Source organism: Pseudomonas sp. PS01301, assembly GCF_029960215.1.
Taxonomy (GTDB): Bacteria; Pseudomonadota; Gammaproteobacteria; order Pseudomonadales; family Pseudomonadaceae; genus Aquipseudomonas; species Aquipseudomonas coleopterorum.
The window spans coordinates 1-23,658 of the sequence record NZ_JASCPM010000058.1; the positions used below are offsets into that span (position 1 = coordinate 1).

Annotated in this window: 21 protein-coding genes; 1 reads left to right on the plus strand and 20 read right to left on the minus strand. The window is 61.3% G+C overall.

Annotated features, from left to right (window positions below):
• Positions 1-95: 95 nt before the first annotated feature.
• The 7 genes from QMX89_RS20720 to QMX89_RS20750 form a co-directional block, all read right to left on the minus strand.
• The gene (locus QMX89_RS20720; protein WP_122742782.1) at positions 96-893 is read right to left on the minus strand and encodes an IclR family transcriptional regulator; all 798 of its coding nucleotides are present in this window, start codon (positions 891-893) and stop codon (positions 96-98) included.
• A gap of 58 nt (positions 894-951) precedes the next feature.
• Positions 952-2,262, minus strand: coding sequence for an MFS transporter (locus tag QMX89_RS20725; RefSeq protein WP_056842846.1), 1,311 nt, complete (start codon positions 2,260-2,262; stop codon positions 952-954).
• A 159-nt stretch (positions 2,263-2,421) separates the two neighbouring features.
• Complete coding sequence (gene dgoD / locus QMX89_RS20730; protein ID WP_049859437.1) at positions 2,422-3,570, minus strand: galactonate dehydratase; 1,149 nt, start codon at positions 3,568-3,570, stop codon at positions 2,422-2,424.
• A 120-nt stretch (positions 3,571-3,690) separates the two neighbouring features.
• Entirely contained in the window at positions 3,691-4,314 is a 624-nt protein-coding gene (locus QMX89_RS20735; protein ID WP_192067286.1) for a 2-dehydro-3-deoxy-6-phosphogalactonate aldolase, read from the minus strand.
• A 1-nt stretch (position 4,315) separates the two neighbouring features.
• Positions 4,316-5,314, minus strand: coding sequence for a 2-dehydro-3-deoxygalactonokinase (locus QMX89_RS20740; protein WP_122742779.1), 999 nt, complete (start codon positions 5,312-5,314; stop codon positions 4,316-4,318).
• A gap of 473 nt (positions 5,315-5,787) precedes the next feature.
• Positions 5,788-7,083, minus strand: a complete 1,296-nt coding sequence (locus QMX89_RS20745; RefSeq protein ID WP_282349682.1) for an MFS transporter — start codon at positions 7,081-7,083, stop codon at positions 5,788-5,790.
• 94 nt (positions 7,084-7,177) lie between these two features.
• A complete protein-coding gene (locus QMX89_RS20750; RefSeq protein WP_192067283.1) occupies positions 7,178-7,639 on the minus strand; it encodes a histidine kinase in 462 nt (153 codons plus the stop codon).
• 448 nt (positions 7,640-8,087) lie between these two features.
• Here QMX89_RS20750 and QMX89_RS20755 point away from each other — a divergent pair, with 448 nt between their 5' ends.
• Positions 8,088-9,368, plus strand: a complete 1,281-nt coding sequence (locus QMX89_RS20755) for a glycosyltransferase (protein ID WP_282349683.1) — start codon at positions 8,088-8,090, stop codon at positions 9,366-9,368.
• Between the two features lie 21 nt (positions 9,369-9,389).
• Here the strand turns inward: QMX89_RS20755 and QMX89_RS20760 are convergent, their stop codons facing one another.
• From QMX89_RS20760 to gmd, 13 genes are all read right to left on the minus strand, one after another.
• A complete protein-coding gene (locus QMX89_RS20760; RefSeq protein ID WP_349013011.1) occupies positions 9,390-9,710 on the minus strand; it encodes a helix-hairpin-helix domain-containing protein in 321 nt (106 codons plus the stop codon).
• A gap of 212 nt (positions 9,711-9,922) precedes the next feature.
• A complete protein-coding gene (locus tag QMX89_RS20765) occupies positions 9,923-10,732 on the minus strand; it encodes a hypothetical protein (protein WP_282349684.1) in 810 nt (269 codons plus the stop codon).
• Positions 10,733-10,765: 33 nt separating this feature from the next.
• On the minus strand, positions 10,766-11,440 hold the full coding sequence (locus QMX89_RS20770; protein ID WP_282349701.1) for a hypothetical protein: 675 nt from the start codon (positions 11,438-11,440) through the stop codon (positions 10,766-10,768).
• Positions 11,441-11,451: 11 nt separating this feature from the next.
• Positions 11,452-12,429: a glycosyltransferase gene (locus tag QMX89_RS20775; protein ID WP_282349688.1), complete on the minus strand. Its 978-nt coding sequence runs from the start codon at positions 12,427-12,429 to the stop codon at positions 11,452-11,454.
• Positions 12,430-12,496: 67 nt separating this feature from the next.
• Positions 12,497-13,975: a hypothetical protein gene (locus QMX89_RS20780; protein ID WP_282349689.1), complete on the minus strand. Its 1,479-nt coding sequence runs from the start codon at positions 13,973-13,975 to the stop codon at positions 12,497-12,499.
• 5 nt (positions 13,976-13,980) lie between these two features.
• The gene (locus tag QMX89_RS20785) at positions 13,981-14,889 is read right to left on the minus strand and encodes a glycosyltransferase family 2 protein (RefSeq protein WP_192067271.1); all 909 of its coding nucleotides are present in this window, start codon (positions 14,887-14,889) and stop codon (positions 13,981-13,983) included.
• A gap of 249 nt (positions 14,890-15,138) precedes the next feature.
• Positions 15,139-17,139 (minus strand): nucleoside-diphosphate sugar epimerase/dehydratase, encoded by a 2,001-nt coding sequence (locus QMX89_RS20790; protein ID WP_282349691.1) that lies wholly within the window; start codon positions 17,137-17,139, stop codon positions 15,139-15,141.
• A 100-nt stretch (positions 17,140-17,239) separates the two neighbouring features.
• Entirely contained in the window at positions 17,240-18,244 is a 1,005-nt protein-coding gene (locus tag QMX89_RS20795; RefSeq protein ID WP_282349702.1) for a glycosyltransferase family 4 protein, read from the minus strand.
• A 2-nt stretch (positions 18,245-18,246) separates the two neighbouring features.
• A complete protein-coding gene (locus QMX89_RS20800; protein WP_282349692.1) occupies positions 18,247-19,218 on the minus strand; it encodes an SDR family oxidoreductase in 972 nt (323 codons plus the stop codon).
• Positions 19,219-19,242: 24 nt separating this feature from the next.
• Positions 19,243-20,358 carry a glycosyltransferase gene (locus QMX89_RS20805; protein ID WP_282349693.1) on the minus strand — a complete coding sequence of 372 codons (1,116 nt, stop codon included), beginning with the start codon at positions 20,356-20,358 and terminating at the stop codon, positions 19,243-19,245.
• Positions 20,355-21,500 (minus strand): glycosyltransferase family 1 protein, encoded by a 1,146-nt coding sequence (locus tag QMX89_RS20810; protein ID WP_282349694.1) that lies wholly within the window; start codon positions 21,498-21,500, stop codon positions 20,355-20,357. The genes QMX89_RS20805 and QMX89_RS20810 overlap by 4 nt, the downstream gene beginning before the upstream one ends.
• On the minus strand, positions 21,501-22,397 hold the full coding sequence (locus tag QMX89_RS20815; RefSeq protein ID WP_192067260.1) for a GDP-mannose 4,6-dehydratase: 897 nt from the start codon (positions 22,395-22,397) through the stop codon (positions 21,501-21,503).
• A complete protein-coding gene (gmd, locus tag QMX89_RS20820) occupies positions 22,397-23,428 on the minus strand; it encodes a GDP-mannose 4,6-dehydratase (protein WP_192067258.1) in 1,032 nt (343 codons plus the stop codon). Before gmd ends, QMX89_RS20815 begins: the two co-directional genes overlap by 1 nt.
• Positions 23,429-23,658 lie beyond the last annotated feature (230 nt).

Below are 23,658 nucleotides of genomic sequence, written 5' to 3' on the forward strand. Positions count from 1 at the left end.
CGCCCGCCCCTCTCCCACAGACACACCCCCCCTGTAGCAGCGGCGCAAGCCGCGTCGGCGGTGTATACGGTGGGCCTGATGCAAATGATTGGCGGCTAGGGCTGCGGTTTGGCGCCCAGTTCGGCGCAGACGGCCTGGGCGGCTTTCTGCACCACTGGCACCAAGCTATGCATCTTTTCCAGTGGCATGTACGGCACCGTACTGGCGACGCTGATCGCGGCCACTACCTGCCCACTGGCGTCGCGGATCGGCGCGGCGACGCAGCGGATCGAGGGTTCGTTGTCTTCCAGATCGAACGCATAGCGTCCCGCGACGTAGGTTCTCATACGGGCCTGGAACTGCGGCCAGGTCAATTGCGGGTGGTCGGGCCAGAGCGCCGACTTCGCCGCCAGCGCCTCTCCCTGCTCGAACAGCCGCTGCCATTCGGCTTCACTGGCATCGAGCATCAACGCCTTGCCGATGCCGGTGCGCGCCAGCGGCATGCGATGCCCGACCCGCGAACGCATCTCCGGGCCATTGCGCCCCGGGGTCTTGTGCAGGTACAGCACCTCATCGCCGTCGCGAATCGCCAGGTGAATGGTATCGCCGGTCAGCGCCGACAGCTCATCGAGCCAAGGGGTCGCCAGCATCACCAGCGGCACCTCCTCCCGCGCCTGGAAGCCCAACTCGATCAGCCGCGGCCCCAACAGATACCCCACCTGAGGCAACACCCGCAGGTAGCGCTCGTCCACCAGGCAACTGGCCAGTCTGTGGGTTGTGCTGCGGGTGGTGCCAATGCGCCGCGCGATCTCCTTGAGATCGCGGGCGCCGCCGGCCACGGCCTGGATCACCGCCAGGCCGCGCAGCAGGGTCTGCGTGCCGGTCGGTGCGGCGGGGGGCATGTCGTCCTGCATGGTCAACCTTCACGTCGAGAAAAAGCAGGCGCATTATGTTCGCCTGCTTGCAAAGCGGTCAAAGCTCGATCCGCTCGACCTTGCCCACCAGCAAGATGTAGGACAGCGCTCCGACCAACGCCGTGACCGCGATGTAGGTAATCGCCGGCGCGAACGAGTCGCCGGTCGCCAGGAAACCGATGGCGATCGGCGTGGTGATCGCCGACAGGTTGCCGATGAAGTTGAACACCCCGCCTGTCAGACCCAGCAGACGCGCCGGCGCCAAGGTCGAGACCAGGGACCAGGTGATCGAGGCCAATCCGTTGCCGAAGAACGCCAGCGCCAGGCAGGCAATCACCAAGGCCGTCGAATCCACATAGTTGGCGCCGATGATGCAGGTCGAGATCAGCAGGCCACCGATGATCGGCAGTTTGCGCGCCAAGCCGATGCTCGCGCCGCGACGGATCAGCCAGTCGGAAAAGAATCCGGAGCACAGCACGCCGACGAAAGCCGCCAGGAACGGCAGCGAGGCGAGCATGCCCGACTTGATGAAATCCATCCCGCGGTATTTGACCAGATAGGTCGGGAACCAGGTCAGGAAGAACCACAGGGTCGAGTTCAGGCAATACTGGCCCAGGTAGATGCCCCACAGCTTGCGCTTGCTCAGCACGATACCCAGGTCGGTCCAGCTGAAGCCGGCCTTGGCCTGACGTGCCGATTTCTGCATGTCGACCAGACCGCCGCCGTCGCTGATGAGCTGGATTTCGGCAGCGTTGGCGCCTTTGAAATCACGCGGCTCGCGGTACACGGCGTACCAGATCACCGCCCACACGATACCCACTAGACCGGTACTGACGAACACCATGTGCCAACCGAATTCGTGTTGCAGCCAGGCCAGCACCGGCGTCAGGAAAGCGAGCCCGACAAACTGGCCCGAAGTGTAGAAACCGATGGCAGTGGCGCGTTCGCGCTCGGGGAACCAGGTCGTCACCACGCGGCTGTTGATGGGATACGCCGGCGCTTCCAGCGCGCCCACCGCCATGCGCAGCACGAACAGGGCGATGAAGCTGCCAGCGAACCCGAGCATGACCGTGGCGATGGACCACAGGGCCAGGGCCACACTGTAGAGAATGCGCGGCGGCACGCGGTCCACCAGCCAGCCGCCGGGGATCTGCATGGCCGCGTAGGTCCAGCCGAAGGCCGAGAAGATCAGGCCGACGTGCACCGGATCGATACCCAGATCGCTGGTCAGTGCAGGTGCGGCGATGGACAGGTTGCTGCGGTCCAGGTAGTTGATGACCACGGTGATGAACAACAACACCATGATGAAGAAACGCTTGCGGCTGGGCGTCGCCAGCGCCGGAGCGGTGGTTGCGGTTTGCGTGTGCATGGGGTGCCTCTTATTGTAGTTGTAGAGGGTGATGCGGCGCCCTGGCGGACGCTTTCGCAGGCAGATGGCTCACCGCCTGCCCCGCTCTCACAAAGGTGTCGATATCCGTGTGGGAGCGGGCTCTGCCCGCGAAGGCCGCGCCGCAATATCAGCGCCTTCTCACCACTCGGCGAAGCTGCCATCGGCATGGCGCCAGATCGGGTTGCGCCAGCGATGGCCGATTTCGGCCCGCTCCCGCACGTACTCCTCGTTGATCTCGATGCCCAGCCCCGGCCCATTGGGGATCTTCACGAACCCGTTGTCGTAGTCGAACACCTCGGGATGGGCGACGTAATCGAGCAGATCGTTGCTTTCGTTGTAGTGAATGCCCAGGCTCTGCTCTTGAATGAACGCGTTGTAGCAAACCGCATCCAGCTGCAGGCAAGCCGCCAGCGCGATCGGACCCAGCGGACAATGCAGCGCCAGCGCCACGTCATAGGCTTCGGCCATGTTGGCGATCTTGCGGGTCTCGGTGATCCCGCCGGCGTGGGACGCATCGGGCTGGATGATGTCCACATAGCCTTCACTGAGGATCCGCTTGAAATCCCAGCGCGAATACAGACGCTCACCCAGCGCGATCGGCGTGCTGGTCAGTGGCGCCAGTTCCTTGAGCGCTTCGTAGTTCTCGCTCAGCACCGGTTCTTCGATGAACATCAGCTTGAACTGGTCCAGCTCCTTCATCAGCACCTTGGCCATGGGCTTGTGCACCCGGCCATGGAAGTCGACGCCGATGCCTACGTTCGGCCCGACCGCATCACGCACGGCCGCCACACTGGCGAGGGCGCGATCGACCTTGTCGAAGGTGTCGAGGAACTGCAGCTCTTCGGTGCCATTCATCTTCACCGCCGTGAAACCACGGGCGACGGCTTCACTGGCCGCCCGCGCTGTATCGGCCGGCCGATCCCCGCCGATCCACGAGTACACGCGGATGCGATCACGCACCTGACCGCCCAGCAGGTCGCTGACCGAAACACCTAGGGCCTTGCCCTTGATGTCCCACAGCGCCTGGTCGATACCGGCCAACGCACTCATGTGGATCGCACCACCGCGGTAGAAGCCGCCGCGGTACAGCACGGTCCAGATGTCTTCGATGTTGCGTGGGTCCTTGCCGATCAGGTAGTCCGACAATTCGTCGACCGCGGCAGCCACGGTATGCGCGCGGCCTTCGACCACCGGCTCGCCCCAGCCGACCACGCCCTCGTCGGTTTCGACCTTCAGGAAGCACCAGCGCGGCGGAACGATGAATGTAGTGAGTTTGGTGATTTTCATCTGTTGTCTCTCTTGTTCGATGGACGCTCAAGCGCCTGTAATAAATTCGCGACTTCCACCCCTGTAGCAGCGGTGCAAGCCGCGTCGGCCCGCACCACCGCACCCTGAGCCGGGCACCTCTCAGCCCGTCAGCGATCGCCATGCCTGCGCATACGCCTTGGCGTTGTCCGCCACCTGCTGCACCGTCATGCCCGGCTTGAACAGGCCCGAGCCCAGGCCGAAGCCCACCACGCCCGCGTCGAGAAACGGCTGCATGTTGTCCGGACTGATCCCGCCTACCGGCACCAGCGCCGTGCCCTTGGGCAACACCGCCAGCAGCGCCTTGACCACCGCAGGGGTCAGGGACTCGGCCGGGAACAGTTTCAGCACATCGGCGCCGGCAGCGAGGGCGGCGAAGGCTTCGGTTGGCGTCACCACGCCCGGCGCCAGGTACAGGTCCGCTTCCTTGGCCGCCTTGAGCACCGCTGGATCGCTGTGGGGCATGACGATCAATTGCCCGCCTGCGGCTTTCACCTGCTGCACCTGTTCGGCCGACAGCACCGTTCCGGCGCCGATCAGGCAGTCGGCGGGCAGGCTGTTGCGCAGCAGCCGAATGCTGTCGAAAGGCTGAGGGGAATTGAGCGGCACCTCGATGATGCGAAAACCGGCGTCATACAGCACTTCACCGATGGCCACCGATTCCTCGGGGCGCAGGCCGCGCAAAATGGCGATCAGCCCGTTCTGGGCCATTGCTTGCTTGAGCATGTCAAACCTCTTGGAGCTGTTGAGCGACGAGCCCGGCGGCCAGCGCCAGGCTCCAGAGACCGCGTTCGGTGGCCTGTTCGGCCTGGCTGACGCTGGAAAAACCGCATAGGGCGAGGGCCTGGCTGTAGCGCTGGCACAAGGCCCCGTTACCGATCAGGACCACCGCCGGCAGCGTCGCCAGGCCACTGCGCTGGCGCAGCATTTCCGCCAGCGCCCGCAGTTCGTGCCCGATCATCAGGCCAGACAGGTAGTCAGCCTGCTCGCTGCTGGCCAACTGGCCGGTCAAGCCGAGGCTGCGCGCGCTGAACATGGTCGACAGCACACCAATGCTGCCCTCGGGCGACATCGCCACGGCCACGCCGCGCTCGAAGGCCACGCTGTCGAACGACGCACTGCGCTTCTGGGTGCGGCCGAGAATGGTATGGGCACTGGCAGCGGCGAACAGCTCGCCGGTCATGAAGGTGTCGAAATGTTCGATGCGCTGCTCGACCACCCTCGCCCACTTCGAGTGGCTGCCGGGAAGACCGACCAGCAGGGTCTGGTCACGCTCGGCCGGGGGCAGTGACTGCAACAGACCGAAGATCTGGGTTTCCTCGCCGCGCATCACGTTGGGCAGCGCCGAGCGTTGCAGAACGCCGGGCACGAGGTGCACATGGATGCCGCGCAGGGTGCGTACCCGTGCCATACCAGCGGCCACGTCGGCGGCCTGGGCAGGGCTTGGGCAATAGGGGACTTCCTGCCAGCCCTGGGCGCTGCCGACCATGCCGCAGGCGATCACGGCAGCATCGGGGTAGGCGTCGAGCCAGTCGCCACAGGCTTCGTCGAACGTCAGTTCGAAGCCATCATTGGTGGATTCACCGCAGATGGTCCGGGGGATGGTGGATAGCTGCATGATGCCGCGATCCAGCGAGCGCTGGTCGAGTACATGGCCTTCGGGGCCGAGCAGATAGGCTCGCAGGGAACTGGTCCCCCAATCGAGTGCAACGAGTTGCGGCTGCATCGCTTCACCTTGTTTGTTTTTGGTAGTGAATGGCGGTGTGTGATGGCCGACTATAAATCCATTCGGATCAAAATCTCAATATATAATTATCAATCCCATATATAGGGAATTGACATAAGACAGGCTCTGCCCTGCGGGGTACCTGCCACATCCCTGTGGGAGCGGGCTCTGCCCTGTGGGGCACCTGCCACATCCCTGTGGGAGCGGGCCCTGCCCTGTGGGGTACCTGCCACATCCCTGTGGGAGCGGGCTCTGCCCGCGAAGAATTCACCGAGGTGTACCTGGCAGATCGCGGTGCTCCATTCGCGGGCAGAGCCCGCTCCCACAGTTCTGTTCCCCACAGTTCTGCTTCTCTCAGTTCTGTTGCCACAGTTCTGCTCCCACAGACCTACCTCACCAGTTCTGCCTCAACAGCTCTGCTACCTGAAGCCGGCCATAAAAAAACCGGCCTGAGGAGGCCGGTTCGTTTGGAGTCAGGCGTACGCCTGCAAGGGGCGGCGTCTGCCGAAGACCCATGCGGTACCGATGCCGACCGCGCCCATCACCAGGCAATAGCCCACGCACACCCATGGGCTCCAGGGCATCAGGGCGATCAGCAACAACGGCGTGGTGCTGGCCCACAGTGCATAGGCGATGTTGTAGGTAAACGAAATCCCCGACACCCGGACTTTCGCCGGGAACAGGCTGACCATCAGCGAAGGCACCACCCCCACCACCCCGCACCCCAGGCCTGCCAACGCATAAGCCAGTGAGAGGCTACCTACACCTGCGACCAGGCTGGCGTACAGCGCAGTGATGCCCAGCGGCAGCAACACACAGTAAAGAACCAGCGCACGCCAGGCGCCGATGCGATCGACCAGCAAGCCCGCCAGTACGCAGCCGATGTTCAGGAACACGATGCCCAGACTGCTCAACGCGAAGGTGTGCCGGGCATCGAGGCCGAAACGTTGCTGCATCACTGTGGGGGTGATCACCACCAACACCACTACGGCGGAGGTCAGCACGCACGTCAGCAACACCGCCGGAATCAACGACGCGCGATGTTCGCGCAACACGGTGCGCAGGGAAAACTCGCTGACTTGCTCGCTGCGTGCGCGCATGGCCAGAAACACCGGCGTTTCGCTGAGCAGACGACGCAGCCACACCCCAACCACGCCGAACACGCCGCCGAGCAGAAACGGCAGACGCCAGGCCCAATCGAGAATTTCCTGTGGCGTGTACACACGCGCCAGCACGGTCGCGGTCAGCGCGCCCAGCAGGTAGCCGAAAGTCAGTCCAGCCTGGAGAAAGCCCAGCGCATAACCGCGTCGCCGCAGCGGCACGTGTTCGGCAACGAACACCCAGGCACTCGGCACCTCGCCTCCTACGGCAGCGCCTTGCAGAATTCGCAAGGCCAGCAACAGCAGCGGCGCGAAATAGCCGATCTGCGCGTAGGTGGGCATCACTCCGATCAGCAGGCAGGGCATCGCCATCATCAGGATGCTCAGGCTGAAGACCCGTTTGCGTCCCAGACGGTCGGCAAAATGCGCCATCAGAATGCCGCCCAATGGACGGGCCAGATAACCGGTCACGAAGATGCCGAAGCTTTGCAGCAAGCGCAGCCATTCCGGCATCTGTGGAGGGAAGAACAGCTGACTCAGGGTCAGCGCGAAGAAAACGAAAATGATGAAATCGTAGATTTCCAGCGCGCCACCAAGGGCCGCCAGACCGAGGGTCTTGTGGTCGCTGCGGTTGAGCAGCAGGGGCTGGGCTGAGCTATCGGCAGGCATGGGCAAATCCGCAGGTGACCGACGGCGCGTATCCTCGCGCCTGTCAAAGGCGCGCAGGATAGCAAAAAGCGTCGGACGTGGCAGGCGCGAACGGCTACAGCGAAGGGGAGCTCAGAGACTTACGCGTGCGAACACCGTCGCCGATCACGCGTACGCGATGCTCCAGTGGCGCTTTGGGCGATTCGACGATGGCCATGAATGTCTTCAGGGCTTCAAGGTCAGGCAACTGCATCACGCTGGTACGCAACCGCTCACCGCTGGCGTCGGTCAGCTCCGTTTCGATCTGCTTCTGGCTTTCATACAGCAACGCATGGCGGACATGCTCGGTGTTCTTGCAGAATCGTGGCAAATCAACACCTGAGCGCACCGCCATGTCGGTGTTGGCAATCAACAGATCGAATGGCTGGTAAGCGCTCTGGACCATGACCAGCAATTCGTCGAGCGTGTGCACCGCCACGACCCTGAAATAGCCCAGATGGTTGAGCGTTCGCTCGATCTGCACCGCTTGCTGGCCCAACTCGTCGGCAATCAGAATACGCAATGTCTTGTCAGCCATCATCCACTTCCCAGGCACGAGCGCAGGACGGTCCCTTACCCGCCGCGCCAAGCCACTACGGCGGGTGCAATGCGACCCGCGCTTTCCAATGAATATCACCCTCGACGGGTGGCCCGCTGGCAAGCTTACTCTCCAATACAGCCGTTCGGAATGAAAAACGTCGAGCATTTGACGACAAATCAAAAACTACATTCAGCTTTGATCGCAAACTATTGTTTTAGAAGCTTTTTTAATCTGTTGCCAGACGTATATCGAGCACTTTTCCGACGATCAGCACGTCCACAGCACACAAACCCCCGGTTCATATGGAACGAGCGTCACAGATCCAGGCTCATAGCTTCAAATATGACACTCGTGCAAAATCGCAGTACGAGTGCCCGGCTCGCCCAAACTGCCGTTGATACAGGAGTTCACGCACTTTGATCACCGGACCCTGCGGGAGTCAGCCATGATTCGCTTCGCCATCATCGCTCAACCCCTCTCAAGTCATTTCCAGCCGCTCGAGAACCTTGCCATCGAGCTGATCGCGCGTGGCCACAGCGTGACGTTCTTTCATCAGCCTGACGCTCGACGTCTGCTGCATTTCGAGCGGATCAAGTTCCACGCGGTTGGCCAACAACGTCTGCGCACCGGAAAACGTTCGAAAAGCCTGCCACTGCCGCCCTACTTCGACACCTTGCTGGGCCAGTGGCGTAGCTACGCGGACATGGCGCAGGTTACGCAAATGCTCTGCGAGGAACTGCCGGCGGCATTGCGCGAAGATCGCATCGATGCACTGATCTGCGATCAGATGGAGGCAGCCGGTGGGCTGGTGGCGGAATCGCTCGGCCTGCCCTTTGTTTCCATTGCCTGTGCACTGCCGGTAAACCGCGAAGACACTACGGTGCCATTGGCCGTGCTGCCCTATTCCTACGAGCGCAGCGACGGTGCGCATAAGCGTTACGCACGGGGCGCACGTCTTCACGACTGGGTAATGAAGCCGCTGCGCAAGGTCATCGCGCGCCAGAGCGTAGCGCTGGGTCTGCCCGTTCGCGAGAAATTGCATGAATGCCTGTCGCCGCTGGCGCAGATCAGTCAGACGGTGCTGGAGTTCGATTTCCCCCGCCCCAACCTGCCACCCTGGTTCCACGAAGTGGGTCCATTGCGCCGGGTTTCGGATGAGACCAATCACCTGCCCTACACCCTGGACAACAGTCGGCCCTTCGTGGTCGCTACCTTCGGCAGCCAACATGGCAACCGGATCAATCTGTTCAAGCGCATTGCCCAAGCCTGCAAGATGCTCGATGCGCAATTGCTGGTGGTGCATTGCGGCGGCCTGAGCCATCGCCAAAGCGACCAGCTGTTGCGTCATGGCGCGACCTGGGTCACGGACTTCGCCGACCAGGCCATGGTGTTGCAGTACGCCGACGTCCTGGTGACCCACGGCGACCTCGACATCGTGCTCGAGGCCGTCGTGGCGGAAACCCCCATATTGGCCCTGCCCATCGCAGCCGACCAGCCAGGTGTTGCGGCGCGCGTGGCCTATAGTGGTTCCGGCGTGCACGCCAGCCGGCATAGCAGCAGCCGGGATCTGGCAGAGCACTTGCGTCATTTGCTGGAGAGCCAATGGCCGGAGCTCGAGACCCTGGCCGATGCCATCCATCTGATGGGTGGCACCGAGCGGGCGGCAGATATCGTCGAGTCGGTCATTCCCGACAGATCCAAGCTCTACCTCGTCAGCTCTCGCTGACGGTGACTCTCGATAGAGGGCTCACAATGCAAGTTTCTGGCGATTACGCTCGAACAAGGTCTTGCCTATGCCTTTCACTTCGAGCAACTCGTCTATGGAATCGAACGGTCCGTAAGCCTCGCGGTGTTTCACGATAGCTTCGGCCTTGGTGCGCCCTATTCCCGAAAGCTCGCGCTTCAATGTCTCTGCATCGGCAGTATTCAAGTGAACCCGGTTTGGCACCGGCATCTGCCTTGCCGCAAGCGTCGATGCTTCCACTCTGGAGGCTGACGCGGCATGAACCAGTCCTGGAGAACTTGCCATGATGGCCAATAGTAAATAGGGGAAAAACGCTCTAAGCACTGTGTACGCTCCATGATTGACGTGAGGTTAGCGGCATTCCAAAGCCGCTCGCACACATTAGCCAATGAAGCCAGACAGTCCACCTGCACGGTGTTAGGGAACATGTCGCAGCGCGCGCCCTGCGTGCATTCCGAGCCCTGACGCCCATCCGAGCAAGTGTAAGAAAATATGGGTCAGCCCTTGAGCCGCGCAGCTCCTTTCACGAAACCAACCTATGATGACCTGCGCCGGGCATCGAACCATGTTCGCCAGTACGCAATGGGATGCAGGTAACGGTTTTCGCGCTTGCCCATGCCATGCTTGCCGGTGAAATCCTCTTCCGCATATTCCCCATTGATGCGGACACGTGAAGCCGTGGTCGCCAGCAGGCAGATCTTGGCATTGGCCTGTTGAAGGGCGAACTTGAGCAGACGCTCGGAGTGCAACTTGCGACCCGTGGCCTTGGAAAAGTCGAAAATGCGCTCTATTCGGCGCCCATAGGCCTGGTAAACGTCACGCCCGCAAATCGCGAATCGATCGTTCAAGCCTCCCCACCACTGCCAGTTCGGAATGTAGGCATTCAAACGACGGGCATCAGGCTGATCGAATACATAGCTGGGCAGAGGATCGTGATACTTGAGATCAGGCCGAACGAAGATGACGAAGTCCGGATCGAACACCTCCACCCTTGCAGTCACGCTATGCAAGGAGTGCAGTTGCAGGAGCAGGTTGCGGACCGATGCGTGCTCATCCCCCCAGGTATCGCCCAGTGCCTTGATCCGTTCGAACTCCCACCGCTCCAGCACACCAGTGTCTGGTTCGAGCGCTCCGGTCATGGTCAGGAACGGATCATAATTGGAAGCGCTCAGGGAGCCGTCCTCGCCCGAGCGTCGGTTCGAAACGGTGTCAGTCTGGTACAGATGATAAAAGCACTGCACGTTCGCCCCTTGCGGGATCTGTGCAAGCACCTGCTTCTGGATCGACGGGAAGCATATTGCGGAATTTCTGGGGATGCCAAAGAACGCGACGGCCACTTTCAACACGTGATCTTTCCTGAACGGAGGTAGTTACACTTTTTATCGGCGCTTCAACAAGCGCTGCCACAAGCTTGGCTGGCGCTGCAGAGCCAGGGTTTCAACGTCGGCGTTGGCCAGCCAGGCCCGCTCGTAGTCCCAGGCATGCCCACTCCAGAGCTTGCCGCCATCATTGGAGTAGCCGAGGGTCAGCAGACGGAAGTCCATGCCCTGGTCACGGCGCAGCCAGTCGAACAGTACCAGCGCATTGAACCCCGTCGACGGACCGACGAATCGTTTGCCGTTGGCGTGGGCACTGGGATAATTCCACAGCGCAGGCAGCGGAATGCGTTCGCGAAACAGCGAAACACCTTTGACGGGTGACATGGGATGGGCAACACCCACCAGTATCGTAAAGCAGCGAGCCTCGGGAGCTTGCCACAACGCCTGCACTTCAGGCCTGTAAGGCAGACCGAAGAAATACTGGTCAGGCGCATTGTAACCATGGATGAAGACATTCGCGCTCAGGCTACTGAGCAGCGGCCACTTCAGGCAGGTATTGAAACTGACCACTGCATCACGGGGCCCCAGCGACAGTGCGTCGACGTCGGCCTGGCCAATGGCAGGGTTATTGGCCACCAGCACCACTCGCTCGGCACGGCGAAGGCAATCGAGCAAACCTTCGTCGAAAGCACCGAGGATATCCTGATCCCCCCCCGGCAAAGCGGCCAGATTCATATCGCCGTGGTTCACTGGCTCGGCACCTTCAGCCCGAAGCGCATCTTCACCCACCACTGCGTCAGCGGCCCGGGCGCCTGCCAGCGACGCATCGGCGCCTGGATCGCCCCAGCCAGATCCCGTCCGACCCTCGCGAAGCTGTAGTTGTCACGGGCGAATGCCTGGCCATTTTCAGCAATCCGAGCCGCGAGCACGGGGTCGCTCTCAAGCAAGGCAATTTTTTCCAATGCCTCGGCCTCTGAACGGTAGAACACCACGTTGTGCATGTCCTGAAATCCCAGCAAACGGTCCTCCTCGCCCTGACTCCAGGCCAGCAGCACGCAACCACAGGCCAGCGCTTCGAAGTTCTTGATCATGAACTCGCCCATACCGATATCGGCACTGACGAATACCTTGATGCGGTTGAGTGTCTGCAGATACTCCTCGCCCGACGCGGTCTTGGCGATCAGCATCCCCGTCTTGCTGGCCAGGGACTCGAGGATGGCCCGGCGTTGCGCATATTCCTTGCTTTTCAGACTGCCGAGAAAGCCCAGGGGAATGTCACGCGTTCCGCCCAGGTTGGTCAGCATGGCATCGTCATAGCCCTTGGAAATGAACAGTGCGTCTATGCCTTCGGCCTGCATGCGCTGTGCGACCACCGCACCGGACACCAAGGCCCGGCAAGCAGGCAGGCGAGCATACAGACGGGAATACATGTGACGGTACTTACTGTTGGGCATGTAGTTCTGATAGGCGTCATGCTCCAGAAAGATCAATCCGGGCACGCACTTCAGGACTCGCCACTGAGGCGCTAGACGCTTGACGCGGGAGAAAACCACCACGCGATCGAAGTCCTGGTGATTCACCGACGCGAGAAACGGACCCAGGTTCATCTGCTGCGCCTTGGTGAGCCGCATGATCACGCAGTCATCACAATGCTGGCGAATGATGTCGTACAGGCGGTCGAGCAGCACGCGCTGCTCGTCCATCACCAACAGCAAGACTTTCATACCTCTACCTCAGTACACGAATGCATCGACGCCACCTGCCTGCGCAGTGATCCAAGTGGATGTGACATCAGCGGCCAACCACCGTCACGGTCTTGCCTTTTCGCTGAGGGAAGCTGGCCAGAACCCTCATGTGATGTTCGGCCATCCACGCCTGCAGCCAGGGCTCGCTTTCAGCGGCTTCGAAAACGAAGTACTGGTAACGCTCGAAACTGCCAGGAGCGATTGCGGTTTCGCGAGGTAGTGTCGGCTGCGGATACCCGCGCCCGGCATAGTAGGAAATGCGCCCATCTTCATAGAACACCGACGTCTGTTCTTCGATGTGCTGCGCAACCCACTGGCCAGCGGCGACGAAGTTGGTTTTCTTGCCACCCAGGGAGATGACATTCGCCAGCATCATCAGCACACCGAGCACCAGCATCGCCCTGCCCAGTTTCGGATACGCCTGGGCCAACCGTGCCAGCGCAACCGCCAGCAACGGCAGAAGCAGCACATCGAGAAAGCTCAGATAGCGGCCGATCATGAACTGTGAATGGATGAAGAACAGCATCATGACGACCAGATAGGCCGCAGCAACGTAGGCGAATGGGCGGAAGGACTTCCAGTACAGCTGCCAAAGGCTCCAGGACCGCGGCCACAGAAACGGCAGGGCGAACGGGCCCATCATGCTGACTGTCTTGATCAGAAGCGACGCCAGCAGGCCGAAAAAGATGATGCGTCCGGCTTCATCGACAGAGTATTTGTTGATCAGCGAACTACCGAACTGGTGGGCCAGCGTATTGAAGTTGGTCAATATCGATTGCGGGCTGATCAACGCCATCATCAGTTCGATACGACTGGACTGCCAGTCCACATACATCGCCAACACGGCCAGGACTGGAACGAGCAGCACCAGCGGCAGGCAGAAAAACTCCAGGAATTGACGGCGCCGTCCGCTGATGAACAGATTGGGCAGTTGCCATGCACCCAATGCAACCAGGAGCGTCAAGGCTTCGAGCCGGAACAGCACGGCGGCAGCGACGGCCAGGTAGATAGCCGAGGCGCGCAACCAGCCACCGTAGGTTTCCCAGCGCAGCGTGAGCCATAGCGCCAGCGTACAGAAGAACCAAAAGCCATCCTCGCGGATGATGTCCCAGCGAAACTGGTTGATCGCCGGCATGGCGAGCACGACAAGGCACGCCCACCACGTGGCCTCTGGCACACGCTGGCGGATACAGTCGACCAGCAGCGTACAGGTCCCAGCCATGAACAGCGCGCAATACAGGTGGGCGCACCACTCCAGTGGCAGGCCGGTCACCGAATGCGTGCCCGCGATCAACAGCGCAAACCAAGGCCAGTTGAACATCTCCAGCGCAATACTTGAACCGTGGAGACTCGCCTGGTAAGCGATATCCATGTAAAACGCAGCATCACGGGCCAGGATGTCGGTGCCTGCCATCGCTATGAGCGACAACACCAGGCTGCCGATGAAGGTCAGCCACAAAGGCGAAAGCTTGTTGAATACCGAGGACGGTGAGTTATGTCTCGCCGCTGAAACCGCTGACCACATGCAGACTAATCCTTGAAGAACAAATTGATGGCCTTGCGCAGGTAGACCCAACGCAAAGCTTGCGGGCCACTGAGGTACAGGGCTCGTCGGTAGTAATGGAGCGCTTTGGAGCGTTCCTTCTGGCGCAGTGCTGCACGAAACAGAGAAAGGTAGCGTTGCGCCTGGTAACGTCGGCGCAGCGGCTGGCATTCTGCCGGTAGCGTTGAAAACACTTCCGTAGTCATTGCCAAAGCCAACGACTCTTCATCCCGTCGGTCGTTGCGCAGGCTGTCAGGGTGTTTGTGGATGCGGGCGATCACCTGGTCCGTGATCATGATCTTCTGCGCGGCCACCAACAGATACGCGAACACGGGAATGTCTTCGCCGGAGCGCAGTTGCTCCGCGTAAGGTCGCTTGATCAGGAGTTCGCGGGTGATCAGGATGCTGCTGGGCGCAAATGAAATACGCTTCTGCAGCAGATACCGGCAGATCTTGGCCTTGGCACTCAAGTCGGGCACCGGGGCAGGAAGCCGAGTGCGTTCGCGGCCATCCGGATGGACCGATACGTGGGCACCGATGATCACGTCGGTGCCGGGTGTGGCTTTCACCATCGCGCGCAGGACGGCGATTGCACCCGGAATCAGCTCGTCATCGGCATCGACGGGCAGGATGAAGCGCCCTCTCGCCACGCGGATGCCATGATTGCGCGCCGCCGCCGCACCGGCGTTGGCTTGATAGAGATACTGAACAGATGCAAAGCGCGGCAGGTAGCCATCTACGATCCGAGCGGTGTCATCGGTAGAACCATCGTCCACGATGATCAGTTCCAGATCATCCGACCACTGATCAAGAATCGAGTCCAGGACGCGATGAAGGTATCGACCGTAGTTATAGGTGGGCACGACAACGCTGATCAATGTCGTAGGCAGCGTCATACGGTGGCCGTCGTCTGCAATGGTTTACCCAGATCGTGGCAATCGGAGTCGCATCGGCGCTCGAGCGTTGAGGCGCAGCACATGCCGAAGAGGGTCGAAACCAAGGACATAACCTCTATCAATCTAGGCGCCGCGATGCATTTGGAGGGCCCTAGGACATAAAAAAACCGAGTATAACCCAAACCTACCGCTCGTCGCTGATGGCTGCGCAGGAGCGGTTATCGGCATCGGAAAGGCCGGCGCGGCAGGTCAATCCTTGCCGCCACGGTGCTGCTGCAGGTGCAGCCAGTCGACGATCTCGCCTTCGGGCGCGTACCCGCTGACCGCTTCCTGCAGGATCTCGCGAACCCGGTCGAAATCGGCTTCATCCAGTGCGCGCAGCAACGCGGCCAGTTCGGTCTTGAGGCCTTCCCATGACAAATGATCCTCATGGGCGCTCATGATCATCGGGTGTCGGGTGGCAACCACGTTGTTGCCGATCAGCAGCTCCTCGTACAACTTCTCTCCCGGCCGCAACCCGGTGAACTCGATGCCGATGTCGCCCTGCGGATTCTGTTCGGAACGGATACTCAAGCCCGACAGGTGAATCATCTTCTGTGCCAGGTCGATGATCTTCACCGGCTCGCCCATATCCAGCACGAACACCTCGCCCCCGCGGCCCATGGAACCGGCCTGGATCACCAGTTGCGCGGCCTCGGGAATGGTCATGAAATAGCGGGTGATGTTCGGGTGGGTCACCGTCACCGGACCACCGGACTTGATCTGCTTGTGAAACAGCGGGATTACCGAGCCTGATGACCCGAGCACGTTGCCGAAACGCACCATGGTGAAGCGCGTCTTGTTGACCCGCGCCACATTGGCCGGGTCGCCGAACAGCACCGGTGCCACCTCGCGGCTGAGCGCCTGCAGGGTCATCTCCGCCAGGCGCTTGGTGCTGCCCATCACATTGGTCGGGCGCACGGCCTTGTCGGTGGAGATCAATACGAAGTTGGCCACTCCGGCCTGCAGCGCTGCCTGGGCGCAATTCAGCGTGCCCAGCACGTTGTTGCGCACGCCTTCGGCGATGTTGTGTTCCACCATCGGCACATGCTTGTAGGCGGCCGCGTGGTACACCGTGTCCACCTTCCAGGTGGTCATCACTTCGAGCAGCTTGGCCTGGTCACGCACGGTGCCCAGGGTCGGCAGCATTTGTACGTTCAGCCCTTCGCGAGTCGCACGCTGCTCCAGCTCGCCGCTGATGGTGTAGAGATTGAATTCGCCATGGTCCAGCAGAATCAGCAGCGCCGGCTCCAGGCCCAGAATCTGTCGGCACAGCTCGGAGCCGATCGACCCCCCTGCCCCGGTCACCAACACCGACTTGCCGGCAATGCAGTGCTCCAGCAGGTCATCCTGTGCAGGCACCGAATCGCGCCCCAGCAGGTCCGCGATGTCCACTTCCTGAATGTCGTCGACCTTGACCTCGCCGCTGGCCAGCGCCGTGAAGTTGGGCACGCTGCGCACATGCAGGGGAAAGCCTTCGAGAAAACTGAGAATCTGGCGCCGACGCGAACGCGAGGTCGACGGTAGTGCCAGCAGCAGTTCTTCGGCGCCGGTCATGTCGATCATGCGTTGGATATGCTTGGGCTTGAACACCTGAAGACCGGCGATCACCCGGTCGGAAATGCTGGGATCGTCATCGATGAACGCCACCGGACGCATTACCCGGCCCATGCGCAGCGCGGCGACCAGTTGATTGCCCGCCACACCTGCACCGTACACCGCTACCTTGGTCAAGCGATCGTCACGCCCGGCGAACGGCACGTTGTGCACCGCGTTGAACCAGTCGCCCATGAAGTACTGACGCATCGCCAGGCGCAGGCCGCCGATGATGACCAGGCTGATCCACCAGTAGTTGAAGATGATCGAACGCGGCACCACGGTCTGATGGTTGCTGTACCAATACACCACCAAAGCCAGGATCAACGACGAGAGGCTGACCGCCTTGACGATGGCCACCAGTGCATCGTTGCCGAAGTAGCGCATCACCGCTCGATACATCCCGAAACGAATGAACAGCGGTATCGCCACCAGCGGCGCGGCCATGAACAACCAGTCGTGCGCACGAATCGGGTTGTACATGTCCTCGACGCCCAAGCGCACCAGGAATGCCATCCACAGCGCGACCCAGACCAGTACAATGTCCGTGACCACCTGCAGCATGCGCTTCTGGCGACGTGGCAAACCCAGCAAGCGTGTACGTAACTTATCCATCGACATTCGACCCAATTGGCCCCTGACCCAAACGGTCGGTTGCAGCAACTACGTAACCATAAGTGCGATCAGTGGATTGCACCAGCGCGCGAACGCAATTTCATATGCGTTCCAATTCGCCCGCATGATAACGAAAAGCAAGCCACAACAAAGGGATGTATGCAATGACGGTGCCCAGCACAGAGTTTAGACCGAAAACCGTCACGCACAGGGCGATGGGTAACAACCACCCCAAGGTGATGAAGGCCGTTGCAACGGCGACCGGCAGGTGCCTGCCGTAAACCCGTGAAGCGTACTGATAGGCATGGCTTCGGTGGGCCTGGTACACCTTGTCGCCGCGCAGCAGGCGGCGCAGCAGGGTGAACGTCGCATCGACGATGAACACCCCCAGCAGGATGACCCAGGCCCAGAAATAATTCGGCTCGACCCATGCGGCCTCGACCGAAAGGATGGCCAGGACCAGCCCGAGAAACCCGCTGCCCGCATCGCCCATGAAAATCTTCGCCGGCGGCCAGTTCCACAGGAGGAAGCCCGCCACCGCTGCGGCGAGTACGGCCGGCAGCCACATCAACTGAGGATGCCCGCTCACGGCATAGATCAGACAAGCCCCGGCGCACACGCAGATGGCCTCGACACTGGCAATGCCGTCGATACCGTCCATGAAGTTGTAGAGGTTGAGCATCCACACCAGATACAACAGGCCGAACACCCACCACAGCGGCGCAAGGCCATCGACTGCACCGAGCACACCGGGCATGCCACTCAGCCACAGCAACGCCCAGGCGCCCGCACCGAAATGCCCGAGCAGACGCCAACGCGCGGCAATGTGATTATGGTCGTCGAGAAAACCCACCACCGCCACCAGCGCACCACTGCCAAACAGCGCCAGCCAGGAGCGGCTGTCCAGCGTTCCATTCAGGGTCAGCAGCGTTATGGCCGCGAGGAACACCAGCACGATGGCGACCCCGCCGCCGCGCGGTGTCGGCACCGTGTGGGAGCTGCGCGCATTGGGTACGTCCATCAGGCTGCGTGCCAAGGCATAGCGGCGCAAGGCGTAGGTCAGCCCATAGGCCATCACCAGAACGATTACCAGCCACACCAGCATGCTCATCGACGTCGCGCTTCCACGTAGGGCCGCGCGGTGGCGAGCAATGCATCGGCCATTCGGGTGGAGGGTTCCCAACCCAACAGCTGGCGATTCTTGTCGATGTCCACTTCCAGCGACTCGAACAGACGCTGCGTGACTGCGCCTTGCCCCACCGCTTGCGCCACGCGGCTCATCCACGGCAGCGGCACATCGAGCAGACGCGGCTTCTTGCCCAGCGCCGTTGCCATGGCTCGCACCAGACCTGCGGTCGACACTGCTTCGCCGTCACTGACCAGAAAGGTTTGATGAGCCGCAGCCGGATGTTCCAGGCAGGTGCACACCAGGTCCACCAGGTTATCCAGCGCGACCAGACTACGGCGATTGCTGGTTCTGCCCAATGGCAACGGTACGCCTTTGTTGACCAGGCTCATCAGCGCCTGGAAGTTTGCCCGTACGCCCGGCCCATACACCAGCACCGGACGAATGATCACCACTTCCATGCCCGTGGTCTCAGCCAGCGCACGCAGGCCCACTTCCGCCTCCAGCTTGGACACGCCGTAGGCGTCCTGGGGTGCCGGCTCGTCGTCGGCACGAAACGGCCGGCCTGGCTCGGTGACTTCGCCATTGACCTTGATCGAACTGATGAACACGAAGCGTCGAACCCCGGCCTGGGCCGCCTGGCGAGCAAGGTTCAGGGTGCCTTCGACGTTCACCCGGCGGAACGCGTCCAACGGGTCGGTTGCGGACTCGCGCATCACATGCACCCGCGCAGCGGCGTGGACCACACTGTCGATGCCGGCCAGGGCGCTGGTCCAATCGGTATCGTCAGCCAGGGTCGGAACCACGCACCCTTCTACGCCCAGAGGCAGTTGCGTGTAGGCGCGGCGCACTGCTGCCCGCGTGTTCGGGCAGCCCAGCTGCACCAGACGCGCCGCCACGGCGGCGCCGACGAACCCCGACGCACCGGTGATCAAAACAGGTTTCGAGATCATGAGCCAGTACCTTGGTCGAGTGGGTTAACGCTGCAATACGTCGTGATACAACTGCACATAACTGTCCGCCATTCCTTGTGCGGTGAATACTTGCTGGAAACGCCGCGATGCGGCGGCGCCCATGGCACTGGCCATGGTTTCGTCGTTCCACAGCGCCTGCATGGCAGCCGCCAGCGCCTGAGAATCACGCGGGGGAATCACCCATCCGGTTTCCCCGGTGCGGTTGATGTAACTCATGCCGCTGCCGATGTCACACGAGATCATCGGCTTGCCGTACATCGCGCCTTCAAGCAGCGAAATACCGAACGACTCGGAGCGCAGGTGCGAGGGAAAGACAAAGGCGTGGCACAAGGTGAGCAGCGCCGCCTTGTCTTCGTCCGGCAGGCCGCCAAGAAAGTGCACGTTGCCCACGTCCAACTGCTGGGCGTAAGCCTTGAGTTCGGCCTCCAGATGACCACCGCCGAGAATCACCACCGGTAGCCCAGTGGCTTTGGCTGCGTCCAGCAGGTAGTTCAAACCCTTGTAGTAACGCAGCGCGCCAACGAACAGAAAGAACTTGCCTGGGAAACGACCACGCCAGTGTTCCAGGCGCTCGGCGGAGGGTATGGGATAGGTCGCCGGATCGAGACCGAAGGGAATGACCGACAGCTTCTCGGGAAAGCGCTGCAGAACCGGGCTGCTCGCCGCGTAATCGGGCGATGACACGACGATGCGGTCCATAGCCCCCAGAAAGCGGTTCATCAGCGGCTGGTACAGCTTGAGCAAAGTCTTCTGCTTGATGATGTCGGAGTGATAACTGACCACCGACGGCTTGCCTGTTCGACTGGCAAAATGCACCAGGTCCATGAACGGCCATGGAAAGTGGTAGTGGATCAGGTCTGCTTTGCTGGCCAATTCCTTGAAATCACCCAGTGCCGACCAGGAAAAACCGGTGGAAGCCACATGCAGATCCAGTTTCGAGCGATGAGCGATGTGGTGCCCTACCCGCTCGTTGCGTGCGGCGCCGCGATCGCTCAGGTACAAGACCTCGGACTGCACACCGCCAGCCGCACAGCCTTCAGCCAGCTGGAAGATGACCTGCTCGACGCCGCCCATGGAATCGGGAAAGTAGGTCTTGAAAAAATGCAGCACCTTGATCATCGGCTTTCCAACGTCTTGCGATAGGCAATCAGCGTTTGCGCGGTGCAACGGTCCCACGAGAAGCCGTTGGCGTGGGCCAGGCCCCGTTGACGTGCGTCCGCGCGCCATTCAATGTCTTCCAGTGCCTGAGCCATATGCTTTGCCAAGGTCTCGACGTCCATCGCTTCGCACATCAGCGCCGCATCACCCGCCACCTCGAGCAGCGACGAGTTATCGGAACACACCACCGGCACGCCTGAACTCATGGACTCCAGCACCGGCAGCCCGAAACCTTCGTACAGTGACGGGAAGGCGAACAACCGCGCGCCCGCGAACAGGATCGGCAGGTCCTCGGCGGGCACGAACCCCAGATAGCGCGCCCAGCCCTGGCGCTGCGCGGATTCGATGCGCGCGAAGATGGCTTCATTGCGCCAGCCTCGATAGCCGGCCAGGATCAACGGCCAGCGCTGACGCGTAGCCAGCGGCAGCCTTTCGTAGGCCGTGAGCAGCGTTTCGATGTTCTTGCGCGGTTCGATGGTGCCGGCGAACAGGCTGTATCCCTCGTGGATCAGCCCATAGCGGCCCAGCACTTCACTGGTTTCAGCGGCGCTGCGCGGATGAAATTCCGGGGAACTGGCCAGCGGTACGGCATCGATCCGCTCGATGGGCCAGTCGAAATACTCAGCCAGTTCGCGCCGCGTGAATTCGGAATCGGTGATCAGGCGATCGGCCCGCTTCAAGGTCAGCCGTAGCTCTTTCTGCAGATAGCGCGCCAGTTGCGGCGCATGACACTGGGACCAGGTGAACGGCGACAAGTCGTGAAACGTCGCAATGCGACGCCCTTTGAACGGCGGCAGATAATAATTGGGGCTGTGATACAGGTAGTCGCCATGGGCCTTCAAGGCTCGGGCCTTGAGCAGCGGCATCAACAGGCGATAGGCCTCGATGGCGAGAAAGTTCTTCTGCACCGCGCGCTTGAGGCTGTAACCACTACCAGATGCATCGGCTGCACTCGGCAACCCTGGCAGGAAACTGCGACCAGCGAAGAACTGCAGGTCGGTAATCTCGGGGCTGTTCTGCAGGCGCCGCGCCAATTCATAGGTGTAACGACCGATGCCCGTCAGCGGAAAGCGGACAGGCTCGACGGAAAGGACGACCTTCATTTATTGGGCAGCCAACATCCATTGCAGGGTGTCGCGTAAGGGCGGGGTCTGCCAGTCGCCGACCAGCGAGCGCAGGCGAGTATTATCTCCGCACAACGTCTTCACTTCGTTTGCGCGCACGAACGCAGGGTTCACTTCCACGCGCATGCGGTGGCCAGTGATGCTCTCGCACAACTCGATCACTTCACGCAGGGAATGGGTGACACCCGAGCTGACATTGACGGTCTGCCCCAGGGGCTTGTTTTCCAACAGCCCGCGGTAGGCGGCCACCAGCGCACGAACGTCGCTGAAGTCGCGCCATACATCGAGGTTGCCCAGTTCGATGACTTCGGCCTTGCGGCGGAAGTGCGAAACGATCTTCGGCAACAGGAAATTGTCCGCCTGCCCCACCCCGGTGTAGTTGAACGGCCGGGTAATGACAATCGGCAAGCGGGTTTGCCACAGGCTGGCCATGTATTCCATGGCCAGCTTGCTGACGGCGTAATCGTTGGCCGGCGCGGGCGCCGTGCCTTCATCCAGCATGCCTTCGGATGCATTGCCATACACATTGGCGCTACTGGCCAGCAATACACATTCAGGCGCCTTGCCCGAAGCGGCGAGCGCTTCGAGCAAGTTACGCGTCCCGATCAGGTTGACCTGATAGAACGCATCAGCCACACCATGACCCACGAACGCCAGCGCGGCGAGGTGGACCACATAGTCAGGCTGCAGCTCTGCCAGCAAGGCGGCGAGCCTGGGCGCATCGTTCAGGTCGGCCTGGTAGTAACCAGGCTGCTCTGACGGCTGACTGCCCAGGCCGATGACTTCGTACCCATGGGCCTGCAACTCGGCCGCCATGTAGCGACCGGTGAAACCCTGGATACCAGTGATCAGTGCACGCTTGCCGACATTAGCCATCAGAACGAGAACCCTTGCTCATTGCGGCGCAGGTCGGCCTCGACCATCATGCGGCACAGCTCTTCCAGCGAGGTCTTTGGCTCCCAGCCCAGCACTTCCTTGGCCTTGGCCGGGTTGCCGATCAGCAGGTCGACTTCGGTCGGGCGGTAGAACTTCGGATTGACCGATACCAGGACCTTGCCGGTCTTGGCGCACAGGCCTTGCTCGGCTTCGGCCTCGCCCTGCCACTTGATCTCGATATCCGCGGCCTTGAACGCCATGGTGACGAAGTCACGCACGGTTTCGGTACGATTGGTGGCCAGCACGAAGGTGTCCGGCTCGTCGGCCTGCAGCATGCGCCACATACCTTCGACGTACTCCTTGGCGAAACCCCAGTCGCGCTTGGCGTCCATGTTGCCCAGCTCCAGGGTCTCCTGCAGGCCCAGCTTGATCTTGGCGACGGTGTCGGTGATCTTGCGGGTAACGAACTCACGGCCGCGCAGTGGCGATTCGTGGTTGAAAAGGATGCCGCTGGTGGCGAAGATGCCGTACGACTCGCGGTAGTTGATGGTCATCCAGTGGGCGTACAGCTTGGCCACACCGTAGGGGCTGCGCGGGTAGAACGGGGTTTCCTCGATCTGAGGAATGGCCTGCACCTTGCCGAACATCTCGGAGGTCGAAGCCTGGTAGAAGCGGGCTTTGGGGTTGACGATGCGGATGGCTTCCAGCAGGTTCACAGCGCCCAGACCGGTGATTTCGGCGGTGGTCAGCGGCTGCTCGAAGGAAACACCCACGAAGCTCTGCGCAGCGAGGTTGTACACCTCGGTGGCTTCGGTGGTCTGCAGCAAGCGGATGCTGGCGGACAGATCGGTCAGGTCATACTCAACCAGGTGCAGGTTGGGGTTGTTCTGGATACCGAGCTCTTCGATGCGCCAGAAGTTGACGGAGCTGGTGCGGCGGTAGGTGCCGTAAACGGTGTAGCCCTTTTCCAGCAGCAGTTCCGCCAGGTAGGCGCCATCTTGACCAGTGATACCAGTGACGATTGCTTTCATGCGAATTAACCAACTCCATTTAGTGCCGACGAGGCAGCGAAAGAGAAACCGAACCACGCTTGCGGCAGCGCAAAGCACCGGCGCTCGAATATGCAAAGCGCGGAGTATACATATACCCGCCAGCTCAGCCCAGTCTCCCCGCCTGCGTCATCTACCGTGCGACCTGATACGACCCCTGTAGCAGCGGCGCGAGCCGCGTCCGGGGGCTTCGTGCTCCAACTGACACACTG

Excerpts from the sequence above, each read along its gene's own strand:
- QMX89_RS20720 (WP_122742782.1), bottom strand. The coding sequence starts at position 893 with ATGCAGGACGACATGCCCCCCGCCGCACCGACCGGCACGCAGACCCTG.
- QMX89_RS20725 (WP_056842846.1), bottom strand. The coding sequence starts at position 2,262 with ATGCACACGCAAACCGCAACCACCGCTCCGGCGCTGGCGACGCCCAGC.
- dgoD (WP_049859437.1), bottom strand. The coding sequence starts at position 3,570 with ATGAAAATCACCAAACTCACTACATTCATCGTTCCGCCGCGCTGGTGC.
- QMX89_RS20735 (WP_192067286.1), bottom strand. The coding sequence starts at position 4,314 with ATGCTCAAGCAAGCAATGGCCCAGAACGGGCTGATCGCCATTTTGCGC.
- QMX89_RS20740 (WP_122742779.1), bottom strand. The coding sequence starts at position 5,314 with ATGCAGCCGCAACTCGTTGCACTCGATTGGGGGACCAGTTCCCTGCGA.
- QMX89_RS20745 (WP_282349682.1), bottom strand. The coding sequence starts at position 7,083 with ATGCCTGCCGATAGCTCAGCCCAGCCCCTGCTGCTCAACCGCAGCGAC.
- QMX89_RS20750 (WP_192067283.1), bottom strand. The coding sequence starts at position 7,639 with ATGGCTGACAAGACATTGCGTATTCTGATTGCCGACGAGTTGGGCCAG.
- QMX89_RS20755 (WP_282349683.1), top strand. The coding sequence starts at position 8,088 with ATGATTCGCTTCGCCATCATCGCTCAACCCCTCTCAAGTCATTTCCAG.
- QMX89_RS20770 (WP_282349701.1), bottom strand. The coding sequence starts at position 11,440 with ATGAATCTGGCCGCTTTGCCGGGGGGGGATCAGGATATCCTCGGTGCT.
- QMX89_RS20775 (WP_282349688.1), bottom strand. The coding sequence starts at position 12,429 with ATGAAAGTCTTGCTGTTGGTGATGGACGAGCAGCGCGTGCTGCTCGAC.
- QMX89_RS20780 (WP_282349689.1), bottom strand. The coding sequence starts at position 13,975 with ATGTGGTCAGCGGTTTCAGCGGCGAGACATAACTCACCGTCCTCGGTA.
- QMX89_RS20785 (WP_192067271.1), bottom strand. The coding sequence starts at position 14,889 with ATGACGCTGCCTACGACATTGATCAGCGTTGTCGTGCCCACCTATAAC.
- QMX89_RS20790 (WP_282349691.1), bottom strand. The coding sequence starts at position 17,139 with ATGGATAAGTTACGTACACGCTTGCTGGGTTTGCCACGTCGCCAGAAG.
- QMX89_RS20795 (WP_282349702.1), bottom strand. The coding sequence starts at position 18,244 with ATGCTGGTGTGGCTGGTAATCGTTCTGGTGATGGCCTATGGGCTGACC.
- QMX89_RS20800 (WP_282349692.1), bottom strand. The coding sequence starts at position 19,218 with ATGATCTCGAAACCTGTTTTGATCACCGGTGCGTCGGGGTTCGTCGGC.
- QMX89_RS20805 (WP_282349693.1), bottom strand. The coding sequence starts at position 20,358 with ATGATCAAGGTGCTGCATTTTTTCAAGACCTACTTTCCCGATTCCATG.
- QMX89_RS20810 (WP_282349694.1), bottom strand. The coding sequence starts at position 21,500 with ATGAAGGTCGTCCTTTCCGTCGAGCCTGTCCGCTTTCCGCTGACGGGC.
- QMX89_RS20815 (WP_192067260.1), bottom strand. The coding sequence starts at position 22,397 with ATGGCTAATGTCGGCAAGCGTGCACTGATCACTGGTATCCAGGGTTTC.
- gmd (WP_192067258.1), bottom strand. The coding sequence starts at position 23,428 with ATGAAAGCAATCGTCACTGGTATCACTGGTCAAGATGGCGCCTACCTG.